This is a genomic window from Pseudomaricurvus albidus (assembly GCF_018863235.1).
In the GTDB taxonomy this organism is placed as follows: Bacteria; Pseudomonadota; Gammaproteobacteria; order Pseudomonadales; family Cellvibrionaceae; genus Pseudomaricurvus; species Pseudomaricurvus albidus.
In genome coordinates this window covers 243574-262712 of the sequence record NZ_JAHKRS010000001.1, presented here as the reverse complement: position 1 = coordinate 262712, position 19139 = coordinate 243574, and the positions used below count along the sequence as shown (strand labels likewise).

Here is a 19139-nt window from a genome sequence, read left to right as displayed (position 1 = left end):
GCGTTGGTAAGTGTGAATTGGTCGCCATGGATTGGATGCCATATCGGGGGTGAAGTTCCGCTGCTCCCGCGCGACAGCAAGGGCTGTGCAGTGTTTGAGGGTCATGAGCGGCACCACAGTGTCGGGTTGGTGGGCTTGCCTTTAAAGCGGATTTCGAAATACAGGCCGGCCTGAGTCTGACCGCCACTGTTGCCCACGCGGGCAATGAGCTCTCCGCTGTTGACCCAGTCACCGGTCTCTTTAAGCAGTGCCTGATTGTGGGCGTACAGGCTCATATAGCCGTCGCCGTGGTCGATGATCATCAGTAATCCCTGACCGCGCAGGTAATCGGCGAACACCACCCGTCCGTGGTGGATAGCTGTTACCTCGGAGCCGGCCTTGGCGCCAATCAGTACCCCTTCCCAATTCAGTTTGCCGGCCACTTTGGTGTGGCCAAACTTCTTCAGCAGGTGTCCCTTGGCAGGCATGGTCATCTTGCCGCGACGCTTGGCAAAAGGCTGGCCGTCACCGGGCAGGGTCAGATTGGCAATGGCAGCACTGACCTCTTCAATCAGACGTTCGAGGCGCTGCTGATCCTGGGCTTTTTGTTTCAGCTCCTGATCCTTGCGCTGAATGCTCTGGCTGAGGCGGGCGAGGGTCTTCTGCCGCTCGCTTTGTTTCAGGGTCAGCTGCTGATGGCGCTGTTTGAGCTGCTGCTGGTTGTCGAGCAGGGCCTGGGTGCGGGCTTCGATACGGGGCTTGATTTCATCCAGCTCGGCCAGTGTATCGAGATAGGTATCGATTTTATCGGCACGGGCATCGAGGAAGTAGCGGTAGTAGCGCGACATCCGGGCGAGCTTTTCCGGCTGCTCCTGATTCAGAAGCAGTTTCAGCTGGCTTTGCTGGCCCATGCGGTAGGCGGCGTTGATGTACTCGGCTATCTGCGTTTGTTGATCCTGGCGGGCGCGTTGCAACTCATCCTGCTTCTGGTTGAGTTGCGCTAGTTGCTTTTTTTGGCTGGCAAGCTCCCCCTGAAGCGTCTCAATTTTTTTCACCAGCGCGCCAATGTCCACTTCTGAACTTTGCAGGTCGTCCTGCAATTTGTCGCGGTCGGATTTCACTTTGCCGAGCTCGGACTTGAGCTGGGCGATGGATTGTTTCAGCTCTTCCAGCTTCGCCTGGTAGTCCTCATCGCTGGAGGATTGAGCGAAACTGCCGCTGGCGAACAGCAGACAGAGAGCGATTAGGCTGTGCCTCAACATAAATAGCTTTACCCGTATCCGGAAAATCAAAAAAAGTCAGTGTAACGGATCGCGAGGGCGGTGGGTATGGGGGCGTCTACAGGATGTGACAGTGGCGCCCGAATGGGCGCACTGTCATGGGAGGTGATTTTGTCAGGCAGAGAGGCTGACTCAAGCAGGGAGTACGGCTTAAGGCAGTTCAACCAGGCTGTGGCCGGTCATTTCCGCCGGTTGCTCAACGTTCAGCAGTGCCAGCATGGTGGGGGCAACGTCAGCCAGGCTGCCGTCGTCTTTCAACTTCAACTGGCGTGGTCCCACATAGGCAAACGGCACCGGCAGGGTGGTGTGCTGCGTATGTTTTTGACCGGAGGTTTCATCAAACATTTCTTCGACGTTACCGTGGTCGGCGGTGACCAGCGCTTCACCACCCACTTTCTCCAGTGCGGCAAAGACTTTCGCCAGACAGCTGTCGACGGCCTCCACGGCCTTGACGGACGCGTCGAAGTCGCCGGTGTGACCGACCTGATCGCAGTTGGCGTAGTTACAGATGATGGCGTCGTATTTACCGGATTCGATGGCTTCCACCAGCTTTTCGGTCACTTCCGGGGCACTCATTTCCGGTTTCTGATCGTAGGTGTCCACATTGGGTGAAGGGATCAGAATGCGGTCTTCACCGGTGTAGGTATCTTCCTGACCGCCGCTGAAAAAGAACGTCACGTGGGCGTACTTTTCGGTCTCGGCGATACGCAGCTGTTGTTTGCCGGCCTTGGCCATGACATCGCCGAAGGAGTTCACCAGATCGACTGGCGGAAAGGCGATGGGGGCGTCGATGTCGGCGGCGTATTCGGTGGTCTGTACGTAAGCCGCCAGAGCCGGACGGGTGCTGCGGGTGAAACCGGTGAAGTCATCCTCGACAAAGGCGCGGGTGATTTCACGGGCGCGGTCCGGGCGGAAGTTCATAAACAGAATGGTGTCGCCGTCGTTCACGGTGGCTGCACTTTCGCCGTCGCCAGCGATGACGGTGGCCTTGACGAATTCATCGTTTTCATCGCGATCGTAAGCGGCCATCAGGCCTTCAACGGCGGTAGGCGACTGGTAATCAGCTTTGCCGCTGGTCAGCAGATCGTAGGCTTGCTGAACCCGGTCCCAGCGATTGTCGCGATCCAGCGCAAAGAAGCGGCCAATAATGCTGGCCACGCGGCCGATGCCCAGATCGCGCAGTTTGTCTTCGGTTTCTTGCAAAGGTTTTTCGGCACTGCGCGGCGGCACGTCACGGCCATCCAAGAAGGCGTGTACATAGACTTCTTTTGCACCGCGCTGGGCGGCCAGATCCACCGCTGCCTTGATGTGGTCATCGTGGCTGTGAACACCGCCGGGCGACAACAGTCCCAGAATATGCACGGCCTTGCCATTGCTGACGGCCTTGTCCACGGCGTCGACGTACACCGGGTTGGTGAAAAAGTCGCCATCGGCAATGGCCTTGTTGATGCGGGTAAAGTTCTGGTACACCACCCGGCCGGCGCCCAGGGTCATGTGGCCCACTTCAGAGTTGCCCATTTGGCCCTCTGGCAGACCCACAGCCATGCCTGACGTATGAATCAGGGTGTGTGGGCGCTCACTCCAGACACTGTCCCAGACGGGGGATTTGGCCGCCTGAATGGCGTTGTATTTGGAGTTTTCCGAGTAGCCGAAGCCGTCGAGAACCAGCAGTACCAAAGGTTTTTTTACATCAGTCATGGCGAAATTTCAGTGTCCGGTGGTGAGTGAAGTCTTGAGGCTGCCGCAGCAGCGCTCTGTAAAGTCGCCAATTCTACCGGTTTCACCGGGGCAACTCCATTAGGGCACGACTATCGAACGCATAGACTGTGCCTGCCCCAGACAGGTCATTCGTGTATACTTCACCGCTTTGTCGGCTGCCGGAGTGGCCGTTATCGATTTCAATTTGTGTAGGACGTGAGATTCTGTGGAAAATATCCTGATTTTTGTCACCGAGCAGTGGATTCTGGTCAGTGCGCTGGCCGTACTGGTAGCTGCTTATTTCTGGACTGAGGGTCGCAAGGGCGGTGCTACCCTGTCGATTCACAGCGCCACCCGCATCATCAACAACGGTGAAGCCGTGGTCGTGGATCTGCGTGAAGCGAAAGAATTCAAGGCCGGTCATATTGTCGATGCGTTGAATATTCCGCACAACAAGCTGGCCGAGCAGTTGCCGCAGCTGGAAAGCCACAGGGGCAAAACCATCCTGCTGGTGGATAAAATGGGTCAACATGCTGGCGCTGCCGGCCGCACCCTGAAAGCCAAAGGCTTCGATGTCAGCCGTTTACAGGGCGGTATCAGCGAGTGGCAGGGACAGAATTTGCCGCTGGTTAAGTAACGGAATATTCACGAAGAGTTAGTATTATGGCCGCTGTAACCCTCTACACCACCCGCTATTGTCCTTTTTGTGTTCGTGCCAAAGCGCTGCTGGACCACAAGGCTGTGACCTATACGGACATCAGTGTGGATAACAATCCCGAGTTGCGACAGGAAATGATGGCCAAGAGTGGTCGTCACACGGTGCCGCAGATCTGGATTGGCGAGCACCATGTGGGTGGCTGTGATGAGTTGATGGCACTGGAGCGCAGCGGCGATCTGGATGCGATGCTGGCAGCAGACTAACTCATCCGTCGCCAAAATCGTAAAATCTGTTGTGTTGGGGTTGATTTCATTTGGGCAGCCCCCATAACTTATTCCACTTGTGGCTCACAGTGAGCCTGAATAGCAATAATTTTTAACCCCCATTATAAAAGAGCGAAGACAGTACTATGGCTGATGAACAAACCACCGAAACTCCAGAAGGCGCCGCAGAGCAGGCAGGTCAACAATTTGCGATGCAGCGCATCTATCTGAAAGATCTGTCTTTCGAAGCGCCTATGGGGGCAGAAGCCTTCCGCAAGCAGTGGAAACCTCAGGTTAACCAGGAGCTGAACACCAAGACCAACAAGATTGAAGATGGTCTGTATGAAGTGGTTCTGACCCTGACCATCACCGTTAAGCTGGAAGATGACACGGCGTTCCTGGTGGAAGTACATCAGGCGGGTCTGTTTGGCATTAAGGGCATTGAAGGTCAGCAGCTGGCTCAGGTACTGAACACCGTATGCCCGAACATCCTGTTCCCGTATGCTCGTGAAGCGATCGACAACGTGATCACCAAAGGCAGCTTCCCTGCCCTGATGTTGCCACCCATCAACTTCGACGCACTGTTCGCCCAGGCGATTGCCCAGGCCAAGCAGCAGGCCGAAGCCGGTGAAGCAACAGTAAACTGAGTTCGGTCAACTGAACCTGGTGTTTAAAAAGCCTCGCTGATGCGGGGCTTTTTTGTATGCTCAGCGGGTGTATGAAGAGTGGAGAGGGTCGTGGATACCAGTGCAGCTGAAGAATTGCCGGGGCTGGCACCTTTCAGTCAGGCTGTTGTTCGTCTGATTCGCGCGATTCCAGAGGGTTCAGTGGCCACCTACGGTGATATTGCCACCGCAGCCGGCAGCCCCCGGGCGGCGCGGCAGGTGGTGCGGCTGCTGCATACCCTGTCATCAAAGTACCGGCTGCCGTGGCATCGGGTCATCAATAAGGCGGGCAAAATTGCCCTGACAGACCCCCAGGCCTTCGAGCTTCAGAAGCAAAAGCTGATAAAAGAGGGGGTTGAGGTCACAGAAGCCGGTTGCGTTGATCTCGGTCAGTATCGCTGGCTGCCCTATCAGGGAGAATGATTCTGCAAAGCCGGCAGGCTGGACAGGATTCGGGCGTAATGCGGTTTTGGCTATCAGGCTATTAAAATCAATTAATTTCACTAATTAGGTTGTGGTCGGTAATCTGTTTACCCATCAAACAGCATCTGGATTGGAGAAAGCTTATGTCCCGTTACACGATTTTTGGTCATCAACAATGTGGTTTCTGTCGTCGCGCCAAACAGGTGCTGGAAGAGAAGGAGCTGCCGTTCCGCTATGTGGATATCCACGAGGAAAATATTTCCAAGGCTGACCTGTCGAAAACCGTGGGTCAGACCGTGACTACCGTACCTCAGATTTTCTACGGTCAGGAGTACATCGGCGGTTTTGAAGCGCTGGAGAAACATTTGGCGTTGACCGAGGCCTGATGGCTCCGCTCGGACACGGTTAGCTGTCCCAGGCCGCATAGCCCGCAATTGCGTCATCTCAAGCTAGCGTCTCTGTTCACGGAGGCGCTGGTTTTTTACGTCCGGGCTTCGGAATTTCACAGGATTGACAATTTCCCGTCTCATCTGCCCATGAAAACCTTTATGCTTGAGGGTAATAAGTGACTTAGGAATGGGGGATATGGGCTTTTTCAGGTGGCATTCTGTGGCCGGCATCCAGCGGATCACAGGTATGTGGTGTCTGTTGTTTTGCCTGATGTCGAGCGGTAGTGTTCAGGCTGAGGGACTGGATTACGAGTCGCGGACTATTCGTCTGGCCATGAGTCAGGAGCCCCCCGATCTTAACGCCATTACCTCGACCGATTCGGTCAGCGGGATGATCCTCGGCCATGTGATGGAAGGCCTGCTGCGCTACGATGCTGAGGGCAATCTGGTGGGCGGTGTGGCGGAGCGCTGGCAGTTGCGGGATGATGGCGCCACCTTCTGGTTGCGCAAAGACGCCCGATGGAGCGACGGTTCCCGGGTCACGGCACAGGATTTTGTGTTCTCCTGGCAGCAGGCGGTGACGCCTTCGGTGGCTTCCGAATACGCCTCGATTCTGTTTCCGATCACTAACGCGCAGGCTGTCAACGAGGGTCGTATGGATCCTTCACAGCTGGGAGTGCGGGCGCTGGATGATCACACGCTGGAAGTTTCCCTGCATCAACCCTGTCCCTACTTTCTAGGGCTGACGGCTTTCCGTACCCTGTTTCCGGTCAAGGAATCCTTCTACACCGCCAGAGGTTCCCGTTACGGTGCCGATGCCGAAGACCTGCTCTATAACGGTCCCTTTACCCTGTCGAAATGGGTGCACGGGGCTTCGGTGAGCATGTCGAAAAATCCGCACTACTGGAATCGCGACAACATCTGGCTGAACCTGATCGACATTCCCTACATCACCGAAGATGCCAATGCGCGGATGAACCTGTACCGCGATCACAAGGTGGCCATCGCCAGTGATCTCAACTCCGAAAGTCTCGAAGGTGCGCTGCGCGAGCGCATGCAGATCAAAACATTTCTCGACGGGGCCATCTTTTATATCGAGTTCAACCAGCGCGCAGACCGGGTGACCCGCAACCGCCATCTGCGCAAGGCGATTCAGCAGGTATTCAATACCGATGATCTCGTTTACAAGGTGATGGGCAGCCCCGGCAGTTATCCCACTTACACCTTGTTTCCGCGCTGGATGAAAGGCGAGAAAGATTTTTTTGTGCGCGAGCATCCGGCGCAGAAACCTGAATTGAATATGGAAAAAGCCAGGCGCTATCTGGACAAGGCGAAGCAGGAATTGGGTGTTGAGACGCTACCGCCAATCACTCTGTTGGCGGATGACAGCCCGGGAGGGCAGAAAACGGCAGAGTATTTGCAAACCATGCTGGGGCAGGCGCTGGGGCTGGAAATCCGTGTGGACATGCAGATTTTCAAACAGCGATTGGCGAAAATGGGAACCGGCGAGTTTGACCTGGTGGTCTCTGGTTGGGGGCCGGACTACGACGATTTGCTGACCTATGCCGATCTGTTTGCCAGCCACAACATGAACAACCGTGGCCGTTACGCCAGCGAAGAATACGATCACTGGGTTGAAGTGGCGCAGCGCTCGCTGGATGTGAGTGAACGTGTACACGCCTTTGATCAGCTGCAGCGCATCATTTTTGAAGACGCGGTGATTGTGCCTCTCTACGAGCGCGGGCGGGTGTACGTGAATCATCCGCGCCTGAAAGGTGTCTCGCGTCGGGCGCTGGGTGGCGACCCCAATTTCAATTTTGCCTATATCGAACCGCCAGCGGATTCATAGCGCGCATTAAATGTATTGGCTCAAACGTTTTGCACAAGGAACTGCGCAGTGACACAGTTTATTTTAAAACGCCTGCTGTCAGGGGTGATTACCATCTGGTTTATTGCCACCGCCACGTTTATCGGCATGCACTCCGTACCGGGGGATCCGCTGGCCAACGAAAAAGCGGTCGCGCCCGAGATCCGTCGCAATCTGGAAGCTCGCTACGGGCTGGATAAACCGGTGTGGCAGCAGTACGGAATTTTTCTCGGCAATATGTTGCGCGGTGATTTTGGAATCTCGTTCACGCAAAAGAACCGTTACGTCAACGACATCATTCGCGAACACTTCCCGGTGTCTGCGGTATTGGGCGTGTTGGCGTTAATCATTGCGACGGTTGGCGGTGTGATCTGGGGAGCCTTGACCGCAGTCTATCGGGACCGCTGGCCCGACAGTGTGATTATGTTCCTCGTGGTGATCGCGGTATCGGTGCCCAGTTTTGTGTTCGCCATGTTGGGGCAATTGGGTATTCTCGCCATGAATGAATGGCTCGGTTTCTCTCTGTTGCCGGTGGCGGGCTGGGGGAGTTTCGGGCACATGCTGGTTCCCGCACTGGTGCTGGGCCTGGGCACCATGGCCTACCTGACCCGTTTGATGCGTTCTTCCATGCTGGAAGTGACCAGTGCCGATTACATTCGCACCGCCAAGGCCAAGGGGGTGCCGCCGCTGCGAATTTTCTACAAGCATCAATTGCGCAATGCCATTCTGCCAGTCATTACCGTGTTGGGACCGTCCATTGCCGCCATTACCACCGGTGGCTTTGTGGTCGAGCTGGTGTTTGCCATTCCGGGGCTGGGTCGTTTTTTTGTGCAGGCGGTACAGCAACTGGATTACACCGTGATCATGGGCACCACCGTTTTTTACGGTGCGTTTTTGGTGATCATGGTGCTGTTGGTGGACATTCTCTACGGCTTTATAGATCCGAGAATTCGTGTCGGCAAGGTCAGGGGGTGATGGCATGAATCAGACTCTGGAGACCAATCCGACCTTAACCTCCAACCCGCAAATGACGCCGGCGGATTTTGAACCGCTGGTGAAAACCCGTCAGGCAGATCTGATCGTGCGGCCGTCCCTGTCATTCTGGCAGGACACCTGGCAGCGACTGAAGCGCAATCGCCGGGCGATCTATTCCCTGTATTTGATCATCGGCTTGCTGTCCTTTTCTTATTTGCTGCCGCTGTTTGTGTCGTTTGATATTGCCGAGCAGGATCTGACGCAGATTTCCCAGCCTCCGGGATTGGGACGTCAGTCGCTGGTGGTGGATACAAAACCCTGGGCCGGACGTTTTGTCGAAGAGGGCGAGCGTCGACAGTTGCAGACAGCGCCCTTTGATTCGCGGGCAAAAGTTGCGGGGCTGGAAGTGGTTGGCGAAGCCAATACCGAATCGGTCCGCCTGAGTTGGCAGCCGCTTGCCGGTGCCATCGGCTATCGGGTGTATCGACATCTGCTGGTGCCCAGCGGTCCGGCCGATTTGGGGTTGCCACTGGGGCAGACGGATCAACCGGGTCAGATTTCGTTTGAAGATCGACTCAAGCTGCAAAACATCAGTTATTACTATTCGGTTCAGGCGGTAAGTTACGACGGACAATTGTCGGATTACAGCACGGTTGAAGTGAAACCGCGACACGCCATCAGTTTGCGTGCGGCACTCAGTCGCGGGCTGGTGGATGCCAATGACGCCGAGGCGATGCTGGGGCAGGAGGTCGAGTTGAAACGCCATTTGATGGGCACCGATTACCTCGGTCGCGATCTGATGGCGAGGCTGGTCTATGGTGGTCAGACATCGTTATTTATTGGCATTGTCGCGCCCTTGCTGTTTGTGGCAATTGGCATTCTCTACGGCGGCGTGTCGGGCTATCTTGGAGGACGCATTGATGAAGTCATGATGCGCTTTGCCGACTTTGTGATTGCCCTGCCGTTTTTGTTGTTCATGATTTTGTTTCGCGTGGCCATGGGGATTGGTCCCGGTGAGAGCGGCGTGACGCCGATGCTGATTGCCATGGTGCTGCTGGGCTGGCCGACGGCTGCCAAGTTGGTGCGGGGACAGGTGTTGCAGCTGCGTGAGCAACCCTTTGTTGAGGCCGCCCAGTTGATGGGAGCCAATACCCATTATTTAATTTGGCGCCACATGCTGCCCAACGTGATGGGTGTTGTGCTGGTGTCGTTAACCTTTTCCATTCCGTCTGCCATCTTTACCGAAGCGTTTTTGTCGTTCATCGGCATGGGCGTTGCCCCACCGACACCCAGCTGGGGCGCGATGTGTAATGATGGCGTGAAGTCCTTTATGAGCCATCCCCACGAATTGTTATTTCCCGCACTGTTTATCAGTTTGACGGTGCTGGCGTTTAACCTGTTGGGCGATGGTCTGCGTGACGCCCTCGATGCAAAGATGAAAGGTTGAGCATGAGCGACATTGATAACCATCCGTTGAACCGCAAACCGGATGAGACACCGGCACTCGCCGTGGACAATTTGCAGGTGGAGTTTTCGGCACAGGGTGGACGTGTACAGGCAGTGCGGGGCGTGTCCTTTTCGGTACAGCCAGGCGAGACACTGGGCGTGGTCGGCGAATCCGGCTGCGGCAAGTCCGTCACCATGATGAGTATCATGGGATTGATTCCGATGCCTCCGGGCAGGATTGTCAGTGGTTCGGCGAAGTTGAATGGTAAAGAGCTGTTGCATTTACCGGTCAAACAATTGAATAAAATTCGCGGTGTCGATATCAGCATGGTGTTTCAGGATCCCATGAGCGCCCTGAATCCCACCATGCGCATTGGCGAGCAGATCGCCGAGACGTTGATGATCCATCGGGGAATGGGGCACGGGGATGCTCTTAAACGAGCGGTGGATTTACTGGAGCGCACCAGGATCCCTGAAGCGCGCAAGCGCGTTCGACAATACCCGTTTGAATTCTCTGGCGGCATGTTGCAGCGGGCAGTGATTGCCATGAGTCTCGCCTGCAGTCCGTCGGTGCTGGTCGCCGATGAACCCACCACCGCACTGGATGTGACCATTCAGAATCAGGTGCTGGAACTGATGCGGGAAATTCAGCGCGAAGAGGGAATGGCCATTGTGCTGATCACCCACGATCTGGGGGTGGTGGCTCGTATGGCGGATCAGGTGGCCGTCATGTACGCAGGACAAATTGTCGAGCGGGGCAGTGTGGATGATATTTTTTATCGCAGTGCACATCCCTACACCCTGGGACTCAAAGCGGCCATGCCAACGGCCTCCATGCATGTCGGTGAGAGACTGATGGCGATTCCCGGCAGTCCGCCGGATTTGTTTTCCCCGCCGGCCGGTTGTGGCTATTGTCGACGTTGTGACTATGCCATGAATGTCTGTGAGCAGCAGTTACCGGAGTTGATTTCGGTCGGTGACAGTCACGCCTCCCGCTGTTGGTTGCAGCACGCTCAGGCGCAGGTAGATGTTGACGCTCTGTATCAACCGGGGGCTTCAACATGCTGATGGAAATTAAGAACCTGAGCAAACATTTTCAGGTGGGTAGCGAAACCCTCTACGCGGTGGATGATGTCAGTCTGAATATCAAAGAGAACGCCATTGTCGGTCTCGTGGGAGAAAGTGGTTCGGGCAAGTCCACATTGGGCAAAACCCTGGTGGGCTTGCACGAAAAATCCGGGGGGCAGGTGTTGTTTCGGGGAGAACCGTTGCCTGAGCGGTACACCTCGGCCGATTTCCGTCGTTTGAGCAAAGACATTCAAATGATTTTTCAGGATCCCTATGCGTCCCTGAATCCGCGAATGACCATTGAGGAAATCCTGACGGAGCCCTTGCGACTGCAAACCGGTGGTCAAAAACACAATGCGCAACAGCGACGTGAACTGGCGGCCAGTTGGCTGGAAAAAGTCAGTCTGAATCCTGCCTATCTGGGCCGCTACCCTCATGAGTTCTCCGGCGGCCAGCGTCAGCGTATCGGCATTGCCCGGGCACTGATTACCGAGCCCGGCTTTGTGGTCTGCGATGAACCCATCTCGGCACTGGATGTGTCAGTTCAGGCGCAGGTCATCAACCTGCTGGGTGAGTTGCAGCAATCCATGGGGTTAACCCTGTTGTTTATTGCCCACGATCTATCCATGGTTCGCTATATTTCAGACACCATGGTGGTGATGTATCTGGGGTCCGTGGTGGAACAGGGGCCGTCTGATGAGGTGTTCTTTTCGCCCCGACATCCCTATACCCAGGCGTTGACCAAGTCCAATCCGCTGGCCGACCCACAAAAAGAAAAACAGAGGGCCCACGATGCCATCGTTGGCGAGGTGCCTTCACCGGTGAATCTCCCAGCCGGATGTCGTTTTGCCGGACGCTGCGATCGGATTATGGAGCGATGTCGTCAGGAGCGCCCCTTGCTGAAACCGGTGGCCAGTGATCATCTTGTGGCCTGTCACCTGTACGATGATTGACAGCTGATCCTCGGGTACTGGATATCTCGGCCATCAATGGCTATCTCGCCCGAGCGCTTGGCCGAGATGGATTTTGACCCGGCGCGGGATACCTTCACTGCCACTATTTTGTCCATTGGCTGGGGTACGGAAGAGGATGTGGAGCTGGATCAGGCCATGGGCGAAGACCACGAGCTGCGCAAGGCCATTGCTCCTGTGCTGTCGAGACTCTACGCGCTCTTGTGCCGCTTTATGCGTCGCTATGGCTCTGACTCGCCCGAGTTCTGGGCAAAAAAACCATTACAGTTAACGCCGCTGCAGTCGATAAAAAGGTTGAGCACTCGGATTTGAGGCTCTGTTCGGTAACCCCGATCCAGAGTTCACCAGTCATCTGAGGCCGTAGACTTTAACCAAACGTAGACTTTAGCCAAAGTCACTGCAATTCGGAGCCATACGATGTCCACCCAGAGGTCTGAGCATTCCCAGGGCGTGCTGTTATTCCGCCTCTCCGGCAGCCAGATTTTCGGTCTGGGTACCCTGAAGATCCGGGAGTTGATTCCGTACACGCCAGTTACCCCCATGGTGAAACAGCATCCCAGTGTCATCGGCGCACTGAATTTCAGAGGCAATACCATCACCGTTATCGACCTGGCCCACGCTGTCGGCAGACGTCCCGTGACCGACGAGGAGAAAGCCGGCAGTTACATCATTGTCACTGATGTGCAGCGTCAGACTGTGGGTTTTTTGGTGCGAAGTATCGAACAGATCATCCAGACCAACTGGCGTGACATTCAGCCACCGGACAGCAATCTGGGCAATCACGTTTACATCACCGGTTTGGTGAAAGAGCAGGACAAGCTGGTGCAGCTGCTGGATGTTGAAGTCATCATGTCCCGTTTGTTCCCGCTGGCTCCCGGCCGGGCGCGAACAACCATTACCGATGTGCAGCGTGAAAAACTCAAGCCACTCCATCTGCTGTTGGTGGATGACTCACGGGCGGCCAGAAAACAGTTGAGTGATGCGCTGGACAACATCAATGTCCCCTATCACTTTACCCATGACGGGCAGGATGGCCTCAACTACATGTGTGAGCAGGCGGCAGCGGGTAATCCGGTGGATGTGCTGGTCAGCGATATTGAGATGCCGGGGCTGGATGGTTATGAACTGGCCTTTGCGATTCGTGATAATCCGCAACTATCTCAGGCCTATATTATTCTTCACACATCCTTGTCCAGTGAGATCAGCGTTGGGCAGGCCAAACAGGTGGGGGCGGATGAGGCTCTGACCAAGTTTGATGCTCGTGAGTTGATCGATGCGATGCTGCGTGGTGCGGACAAAGTGGCTTAATGATTTCTATGTTTGAAGACTGAACAGTTCTGTTCTCAATTCTGCATTCCATACGTCTTGCGATAATCCTGGGGAGTTACTCCGTGCCAGCGGGTAAATGCCCGATAAAATGCCTTGGATCCAGAGTAGCCTAACAATGAGGCAATCTCGGTTTGAGGCAACCGGGTTTCTTCCAGATATTGTTCCGCCAGCATCTTCCGGGTTTCATCAATCAGTTCGCTGTAAGTCAGGTTGGCGTCTGACAGACGGCGCTGTAATGTGCGAACGCTCATGTGCAGCTGTTTGGCAGTTTGTTCGACGTTGGGAATTTCGTCAGCAATGGTGTGTGCGATGTGGTCTTTGATGGTTTGTTCCAGATCGGACTTGGTGTGCAGGCGGGATTGCAGGGTTTCCAGACTGGCTTTAAGAACGTTAAACAGGCGCTGGTCGGCACTGGTGATGGCAAAATCCAGCAGGCTGCGCTCGACGATTAACTTGTTGGTGGGTTGATTAAAAACCACCGGAGCCTGAATGACACGCTGATACTCATCCGTCTCGCTTGGTGCCGGGTGTTGAAAGTGAACCGCTCGGGGAGTCCAGTCATCCCCCAGTAACTGCCGCAAAAACATAATGTCAAACAGAATACTCATCTCGGAATCGTGTCGGCAATAAGGCAGGCTGGTATCGGTGATCCGATAGGTGAACTCTACGCAGTCCTCCTTGATAATCAGTTTCTGCTCGCTCTCCCCCTGATACACATTGTAATAACGAATGCTCGCCTGCCAATAATCCGAGAGTGTTGTGGCGTTGAGCATGGCGTAACCCAGCAGCCCCAGATCGGTGAAATCCATGTCTTCGTAAATGTGCAGGCCGAGAAAAGGATCGTTCGCCATCGAGGCGGTTTGATTCAATAACGCCAGAAATACCGTCATCGGGATTAGCTGATCGTCTTGTCGCAGCAGATCCTCTGTCAGACCATGAGTTGCCAACAGAGGCTTAGGGTCAATCCCGTGTCGTTGTAAATACCGGAAAATTACCCGAGCAAAGGCCACTGAAATCTGTGCCGCATTGCCCTTGTAAGAGGAGTTCATCAATAAAATCGCCGAATTCTAGGTACATCAGGTGACAGCTTTTGGCATTTCATGCCGTTTCGTCAGTGTTTAAGTCCCTCAATAATGGAGTCTGATAATAAAAGTTACTTGAGGAGTCGGCAAATGTTCTTTAGAAAACCCTTGGCAAAAGAGGTCGCTGCGATTATGACGGTGGCGTTTACTATTCCGCAGGTCAGTTTGGCGAAAGATCTTCATATTGAGGAAATTGTGGTCACCGCCCAGAAGCGGGCCCAAAGTATGCAGGATGTAGGCATCGCGGTATCCGCCTTTAATGGCGATGAATTGCGCGAACTTAACTGGAGTGACCCCTCCCAGATCGGGGCACAAACCCCAAATCTGGATGTGAAGAACACACTCGGTTCTGGCAATCCGGTGATTACCATTCGCGGTGTAGGGCTGAATGATTTTAACCCCAACAACAGCCCTACAGTCGGTGTTTATGTTGACGAAGTCTTTCTCAGTTCACCGGCGATGCTCGGATTCCAGCTGTTTGATATGGAACGTATTGAAGTTCTGAAAGGGCCACAGGGCACCCTCTATGGACGCAACACCACAGGCGGTGCAGTCAGCTTTGTCAGCCGCAAACCAACAGAAGAGTTTGAGGCCTATGTGGATGTGGGTTACGGCAATTACCAGACTTTCGATCTTGCCGGTGCTGTAGGGGGCAATCTGGCAGAGAACCTGAACGGTCGCTTTGCTTTCACAACCACCCAGCGTCAGGGTGGTCACATCAGTAACCGTACCACAGGCAATGACGACTACGGCCAGATTGATACCGTCGCCTGGCGTGCCCAGCTGGCCTGGACTCCGTCCGATGATCTGGACATTCTGTTCGGTCTGCACGGTGGTCGCGACCGTTCCGATGCGCAAACCACCTGGACATCCCAAGGTGTGCTGGACGCCAGTGATCCATGGTCCTTTGAGCTGTGTGATGCGGTGCAAGCCGGCAGCTGGGATCCCGCCAGCTGTTCTGATGTTCTCGGTTACAGCGATGACGACGGCGATCCATTCACGGGTGACTGGAATATGGAGCCCGTGATCGAAGCCGACTCACTGGGTGCGGTACTCAATATCCGCAAAGATTTCGAAAACCTCTCACTGATTTCGATTACCGGTTACGAGTCCTACGAACGCTATCTGGAAGAGGACGCCGATGGCAGTGCTGCAGTGGGGCTCGATCTCTATTACGACAACGAGCTGGAACTCTGGTCACAGGAACTGCGTCTGGTGTCGGATTTTTCCGGGAGTTTCAACTGGATCGCCGGTCTCTATTACTCATCCGACGATATTGTTGCGGATCAAAACCAATACCTGAACAGTACCGGCTGGTACGACACGGATTGGCTTGTGCGTTGGAAACAGAAGGGCTCATCGGCGGCGGCATATGTACACACCGAGTGGCAGTTTGCAGAAAGCTGGAAGTTGACGACCGGTTTACGTCATACACAGGAAAAGAAATCCTTTGAAGGTGGTACGTGGGATCTCAACCCGTTAGGAGCTAGCCCGTTTCTGGATAATCCCTCTACCGATGGGGTTGTGGCATACGCTTACACAGACACAGACATTAAAGACCGGGATCTGTCCGGAAAAATTTCCATCGACTTTACCCCCAATGATGACTGGCTGATTTACGCCAGCTACAGCAAGGGCTACAAATCCGGTGGTTTCTCTGGTGGCTACGCCGGTTCCGATGACGAATTAGCGCCATACAAACCGGAAGAGCTGCTGGCGCTGGAATTGGGCTTTAAAGCGTCCCTGCTGGATCGCACCCTGCAATGGAACGCTGCTGTTTTCACCTACGAATATTCCGACATGCAGCTGTTCACCACCGAGGTCACCAATGCCCTGACCGTTTTGCGTTTGAGTAATGCTGAAGAGGCGAGAATTACCGGTCTGGATATGGATCTGTGGTGGAAACCGGCGGCGGGGTTTGACATCAAAATGGGGGTTGGTTACCTGGATACGGAAAACAAGGACGACGAGTACAAAGGATTGGAGTTGGCTAACGCTCCGGAGCTGAGTGTGAATGGTTTGGTGCGCTACGAATGGTCCATGACCCCGGATTATCGCCTGGCGCTGGTGACGGATTTTAATTACCAGGACAGCGTGTTTAAAACCGCTGACAATAAACCTCAGCTGGCCTCCGAGAGTTACACCTTGTGGAATGCGAATGTAATCCTGACGCCGAACAGTGACCAGTGGTCTTTGTCGCTGTGGGGCAAGAACCTGAGCAACAAAGAGTATGTGGTGGAAGCCTTTGATCAGGAGGGTGACGGTAACTACATTTTTGCCTACGGCATGCCGCGCACCTACGGTGTTAGCCTTAACTATAACTGGAATTGAAACGACAACCGGAACTAAAGCAATAGAAATTTAGTTGGGGTACAGCGGGATTCGATTGATGCTCAAGTAACGAACGTCCCGCTGTATCTATCTGGTTGAGTCATACAAAAATAACACGATGTTTACCGCCGTTCAGAGATAGAGATAATCAAGGTCATGACTTTTAAGAATACGCCCAATAAAGGGGAAATCGATTCCAACTGGGGCATCAACAGCTCCAATTGGGATCATCCATCCCATCTTGCCCTGAGTCAGAGGCATATGGACAAGATGATGCCGGTTCGCTATCTGCAACCCGGTCAAACGATCGATTTGCCCCGTGCGGAGCTACCCCTGGATCTGGAAGCTTTGCCTCTGCACGATCCCCTGACTGGTAAGCCGATGGCAGCGAATGACTTTCTGAATCGTCGTCTGTTTAATGATGCTTGTATGGTTGTTCATCGGGGGCAGGTTCTGCATGAATCCTATCGCAATGGCATGCGTCCCGAAGATCATCACGTCCAGCATTCCACCACCAAGTCACTGATCGCCATGCTGGTGGGTATCGCCATAGCGGAAAACAAGGTCTCGCCTGATATTGAAGTGGCCGAGTATATTCCGGAGTTAAGGATATTGCCGGCCTGGCAGGGGGTGACCCTGCAGCATGTGTTGGATATGGCCACCGGTATTGAGTATTCCGAAGACTACGCCGACCCGAACTGTCCCTATTTCAGTTATGCCCAGGCGGTAGGCTACGCTGGCGAGTTGAGTGAGGCACGCATTGGCCATAAAGCCTGGATGTTGCAACATATGACTTCTCGCAGCAGTGAGCCTGGTGCACAGTTCTGTTACACCTCACCCCTGACCAATGTCCTCGGCATGGTGATTTCTGTGGCCTATGACCGTGACTTCCTGGACGTGCTGGAAGAAAAAATTTATTGCCGAATTGGTGCAGAAGCGCAAGCCTGGTTCAACACCGACGATTTTGGCGTGGCGATTGCGGAAGGCCAGTTGAGCCTGAGGCTGCGAGACTTCGCTCGCTGGGCATTGTTGATGATCAACGGCGGCAAGAACCTTCTCGGAGAACAGGTGTTACCGCCGGAATTTATTGCCGATACCCTCACTGTACGAGAGAGTTCAAAAGAGGCCTTTGCCAAGAGTGCGGATGCTGCGTACTTTCCCGGTGCCCAATACCGTAACCAATTCTGGGTGTTGAGTCCCGAACAGCAGCAGTATGCCATGCTCGGCATTCACGGCCAGACGGTCTGGTACGACCAGCGACAGGAGTTGATGATTCTGGGATACGGCTCCTACCCGGTGCAGGATGATGCGTTATTGTTCGCTGCTTGGCAGCAGCTGAATGCCGCCATTCTGACAGCAGTACGCTAGCGGCTGCAGTAACGTGTAAACAGAGAGTCCTTGGTGAAAAAACCGATGATGTTCTTTATTAGTAATTCTCAACTTGCAGGAGAATATTTTTGAGCAGTGAATTGAGCACCAATAACACTCTGTCTTTGGCAGAGCCGGGTAATCGGCGGACACGCTTTACGCTGCCCACTCTGATCGCTATGGGGGTGTTGGGTGACTCAATCATTCTCATCATTCCCATGCTGGTGTCGGGTTGGGTGGAAAGCCGTGGCTTCAGCGAGTCGCAAGCGGGTTATCTGTCGGCCCTGGAAATGTGTGGTCTGGCAGTGGCGGGGTTGGTGGGCCTGTATTGGCTGCATCGTATCAATTGGCGCAAGGTGGCGATGCTGGCATTGTCCGGCATGTTGATTGGCAATCTGCTGACTCTGGGCATTCAGGATTTCTCACTGTTTGCGATCGTGCGCCTGCTGACAGGTTTCTGCGCGGGGACCTTGACGGCTTTGGCCTGGGTGGCCATTGCCCAAACATCTCAGCCTGATCGTGCCTTCGGCATTATTATCGGTGCAGAGGTCATCTTCGCCGCAGTAGCGGTTTGGGCCTTGCCCTACCTGATGGTTCTCTGGGGAGTGAATGCCGCCTATGTGCTGTTGATTGTGTTCGCTCTGCTGGTCATGACAGGTATCTCGCACATACCCTCTGACCATGCCGACGGTGGCGTTGACAGTAACAACGGCGTGCGGATTCCCTGGCGGGCCTGTGTGGTGTTGCTGGCCTTAGGCTGTTTCTTTGCAACCCAGGGTGCCGTGTGGACTTATGTTGAACGGATCGGTGATCATTCCGGCTTTACGACAGAAGATATCGGTATGGCGCTGAGTATTTCCAACCTGGCGGCCATTGCAGGCGCGTCTGTACCGGTAATACTGGGGGTTCGGTTTGGTCGTCTGTTGCCCATTGGCCTTAATCTGATTGCGCAGTTGTGGGCCATCAGTGTGCTGGTGGATGTGATCCCGTTCAGTCGCTATCTGGTGGCGATTTCACTGTTCAATTTTGCCTGGAACCTGTTGATTCCCTACCTGTTGGGTTTGCTGGCGGATATCGATCACTCAGGAAAAGGTATCGTTATCAGTAATGTGTTTGTCTGGGGGGGCTTTTCTGTTGGTCCAGCCATTGCGTCATGGTTACTGGAGTCGCACGGGTTATCAGTGGTCAATGTGGTTGGCGGGATAGGGGCTATAGCTTGCTTGGGGTTAATTGTTTTAAGCCAGCTTAAAACACCCCGAAGTTCAGCTTTAAACCGGGGGCAGAACCTTGGATTGTCCGAAGGACATAGCGATAAATGATATGCCAGTCATATAGACGTTACTTTAT

18 protein-coding genes are annotated in these 19139 nt (G+C 54.3%); 15 read left to right on the top strand and 3 right to left on the bottom strand.

The genetic code is table 11. The features are described 5' to 3' along the window. Nucleotides 1-101: 101 nt before the first annotated feature. The gene (locus tag KOI40_RS01175; protein WP_216095590.1) at nucleotides 102-1241 is read right to left on the bottom strand and encodes a murein hydrolase activator EnvC family protein; all 1140 of its coding nucleotides are present in this window, start codon (nucleotides 1239-1241) and stop codon (nucleotides 102-104) included. A gap of 168 nt (nucleotides 1242-1409) precedes the next feature. Continuing rightward, entirely contained in the window at nucleotides 1410-2957 is a 1548-nt protein-coding gene (gpmI, locus tag KOI40_RS01170) for a 2,3-bisphosphoglycerate-independent phosphoglycerate mutase (RefSeq protein WP_216095588.1), read from the bottom strand. Nucleotides 2958-3195: 238 nt separating this feature from the next. Between gpmI and KOI40_RS18315 the strand changes: the two genes are divergently transcribed. From KOI40_RS18315 to KOI40_RS01110, 12 genes are all read left to right on the top strand, one after another. After that, nucleotides 3196-3594 carry a rhodanese-like domain-containing protein gene (locus KOI40_RS18315; protein ID WP_304504156.1) on the top strand — a complete coding sequence of 133 codons (399 nt, stop codon included), beginning with the start codon at nucleotides 3196-3198 and terminating at the stop codon, nucleotides 3592-3594. Between the two features lie 26 nt (nucleotides 3595-3620). Beyond that, entirely contained in the window at nucleotides 3621-3878 is a 258-nt protein-coding gene (gene grxC, locus KOI40_RS01160; RefSeq protein ID WP_216095585.1) for a glutaredoxin 3, read from the top strand. A gap of 146 nt (nucleotides 3879-4024) precedes the next feature. Beyond that, the gene (gene secB / locus KOI40_RS01155; RefSeq protein WP_216095583.1) at nucleotides 4025-4525 is read left to right on the top strand and encodes a protein-export chaperone SecB; all 501 of its coding nucleotides are present in this window, start codon (nucleotides 4025-4027) and stop codon (nucleotides 4523-4525) included. Between the two features lie 90 nt (nucleotides 4526-4615). Next, the gene (locus tag KOI40_RS01150) at nucleotides 4616-4966 is read left to right on the top strand and encodes an MGMT family protein (protein WP_369413129.1); all 351 of its coding nucleotides are present in this window, start codon (nucleotides 4616-4618) and stop codon (nucleotides 4964-4966) included. A gap of 143 nt (nucleotides 4967-5109) precedes the next feature. Continuing rightward, nucleotides 5110-5352 carry a GrxA family glutaredoxin gene (locus KOI40_RS01145; protein WP_216095582.1) on the top strand — a complete coding sequence of 81 codons (243 nt, stop codon included), beginning with the start codon at nucleotides 5110-5112 and terminating at the stop codon, nucleotides 5350-5352. Between the two features lie 199 nt (nucleotides 5353-5551). Beyond that, nucleotides 5552-7204, top strand: coding sequence for a peptide ABC transporter substrate-binding protein (locus tag KOI40_RS01140; RefSeq protein WP_216095581.1), 1653 nt, complete (start codon nucleotides 5552-5554; stop codon nucleotides 7202-7204). Nucleotides 7205-7252: 48 nt separating this feature from the next. Next, nucleotides 7253-8197 carry an ABC transporter permease gene (locus KOI40_RS01135; protein WP_216095579.1) on the top strand — a complete coding sequence of 315 codons (945 nt, stop codon included), beginning with the start codon at nucleotides 7253-7255 and terminating at the stop codon, nucleotides 8195-8197. A 4-nt stretch (nucleotides 8198-8201) separates the two neighbouring features. Beyond that, the gene (locus tag KOI40_RS01130; RefSeq protein ID WP_216095577.1) at nucleotides 8202-9644 is read left to right on the top strand and encodes an ABC transporter permease; all 1443 of its coding nucleotides are present in this window, start codon (nucleotides 8202-8204) and stop codon (nucleotides 9642-9644) included. 2 nt (nucleotides 9645-9646) lie between these two features. Continuing rightward, entirely contained in the window at nucleotides 9647-10711 is a 1065-nt protein-coding gene (locus KOI40_RS01125) for an ABC transporter ATP-binding protein (protein ID WP_216095575.1), read from the top strand. Next, on the top strand, nucleotides 10705-11664 hold the full coding sequence (locus tag KOI40_RS01120) for an ABC transporter ATP-binding protein (protein ID WP_216095574.1): 960 nt from the start codon (nucleotides 10705-10707) through the stop codon (nucleotides 11662-11664). The genes KOI40_RS01125 and KOI40_RS01120 overlap by 7 nt, the downstream gene beginning before the upstream one ends. A 36-nt stretch (nucleotides 11665-11700) precedes the next feature. Further along, entirely contained in the window at nucleotides 11701-11994 is a 294-nt protein-coding gene (locus KOI40_RS01115) for a hypothetical protein (protein ID WP_216095572.1), read from the top strand. Between the two features lie 105 nt (nucleotides 11995-12099). After that, nucleotides 12100-12990, top strand: a complete 891-nt coding sequence (locus KOI40_RS01110; protein ID WP_216095571.1) for a chemotaxis protein — start codon at nucleotides 12100-12102, stop codon at nucleotides 12988-12990. 35 nt (nucleotides 12991-13025) lie between these two features. Here the strand turns inward: KOI40_RS01110 and KOI40_RS01105 are convergent, their stop codons facing one another. Continuing rightward, entirely contained in the window at nucleotides 13026-14060 is a 1035-nt protein-coding gene (locus KOI40_RS01105) for an AraC family transcriptional regulator (RefSeq protein ID WP_216095569.1), read from the bottom strand. 123 nt (nucleotides 14061-14183) lie between these two features. On the opposite strand from KOI40_RS01105, the gene KOI40_RS01100 reads away from it, so the two are divergent. From KOI40_RS01100 to KOI40_RS01090, 3 genes are all read left to right on the top strand, one after another. After that, a complete protein-coding gene (locus tag KOI40_RS01100) occupies nucleotides 14184-16424 on the top strand; it encodes a TonB-dependent receptor (RefSeq protein ID WP_216095568.1) in 2241 nt (746 codons plus the stop codon). A gap of 156 nt (nucleotides 16425-16580) precedes the next feature. Further along, the gene (locus tag KOI40_RS01095) at nucleotides 16581-17792 is read left to right on the top strand and encodes a serine hydrolase domain-containing protein (RefSeq protein ID WP_216095567.1); all 1212 of its coding nucleotides are present in this window, start codon (nucleotides 16581-16583) and stop codon (nucleotides 17790-17792) included. Between the two features lie 89 nt (nucleotides 17793-17881). Then, entirely contained in the window at nucleotides 17882-19111 is a 1230-nt protein-coding gene (locus KOI40_RS01090) for an MFS transporter (RefSeq protein WP_216095566.1), read from the top strand. Nucleotides 19112-19139: the final 28 nt, after the last annotated feature.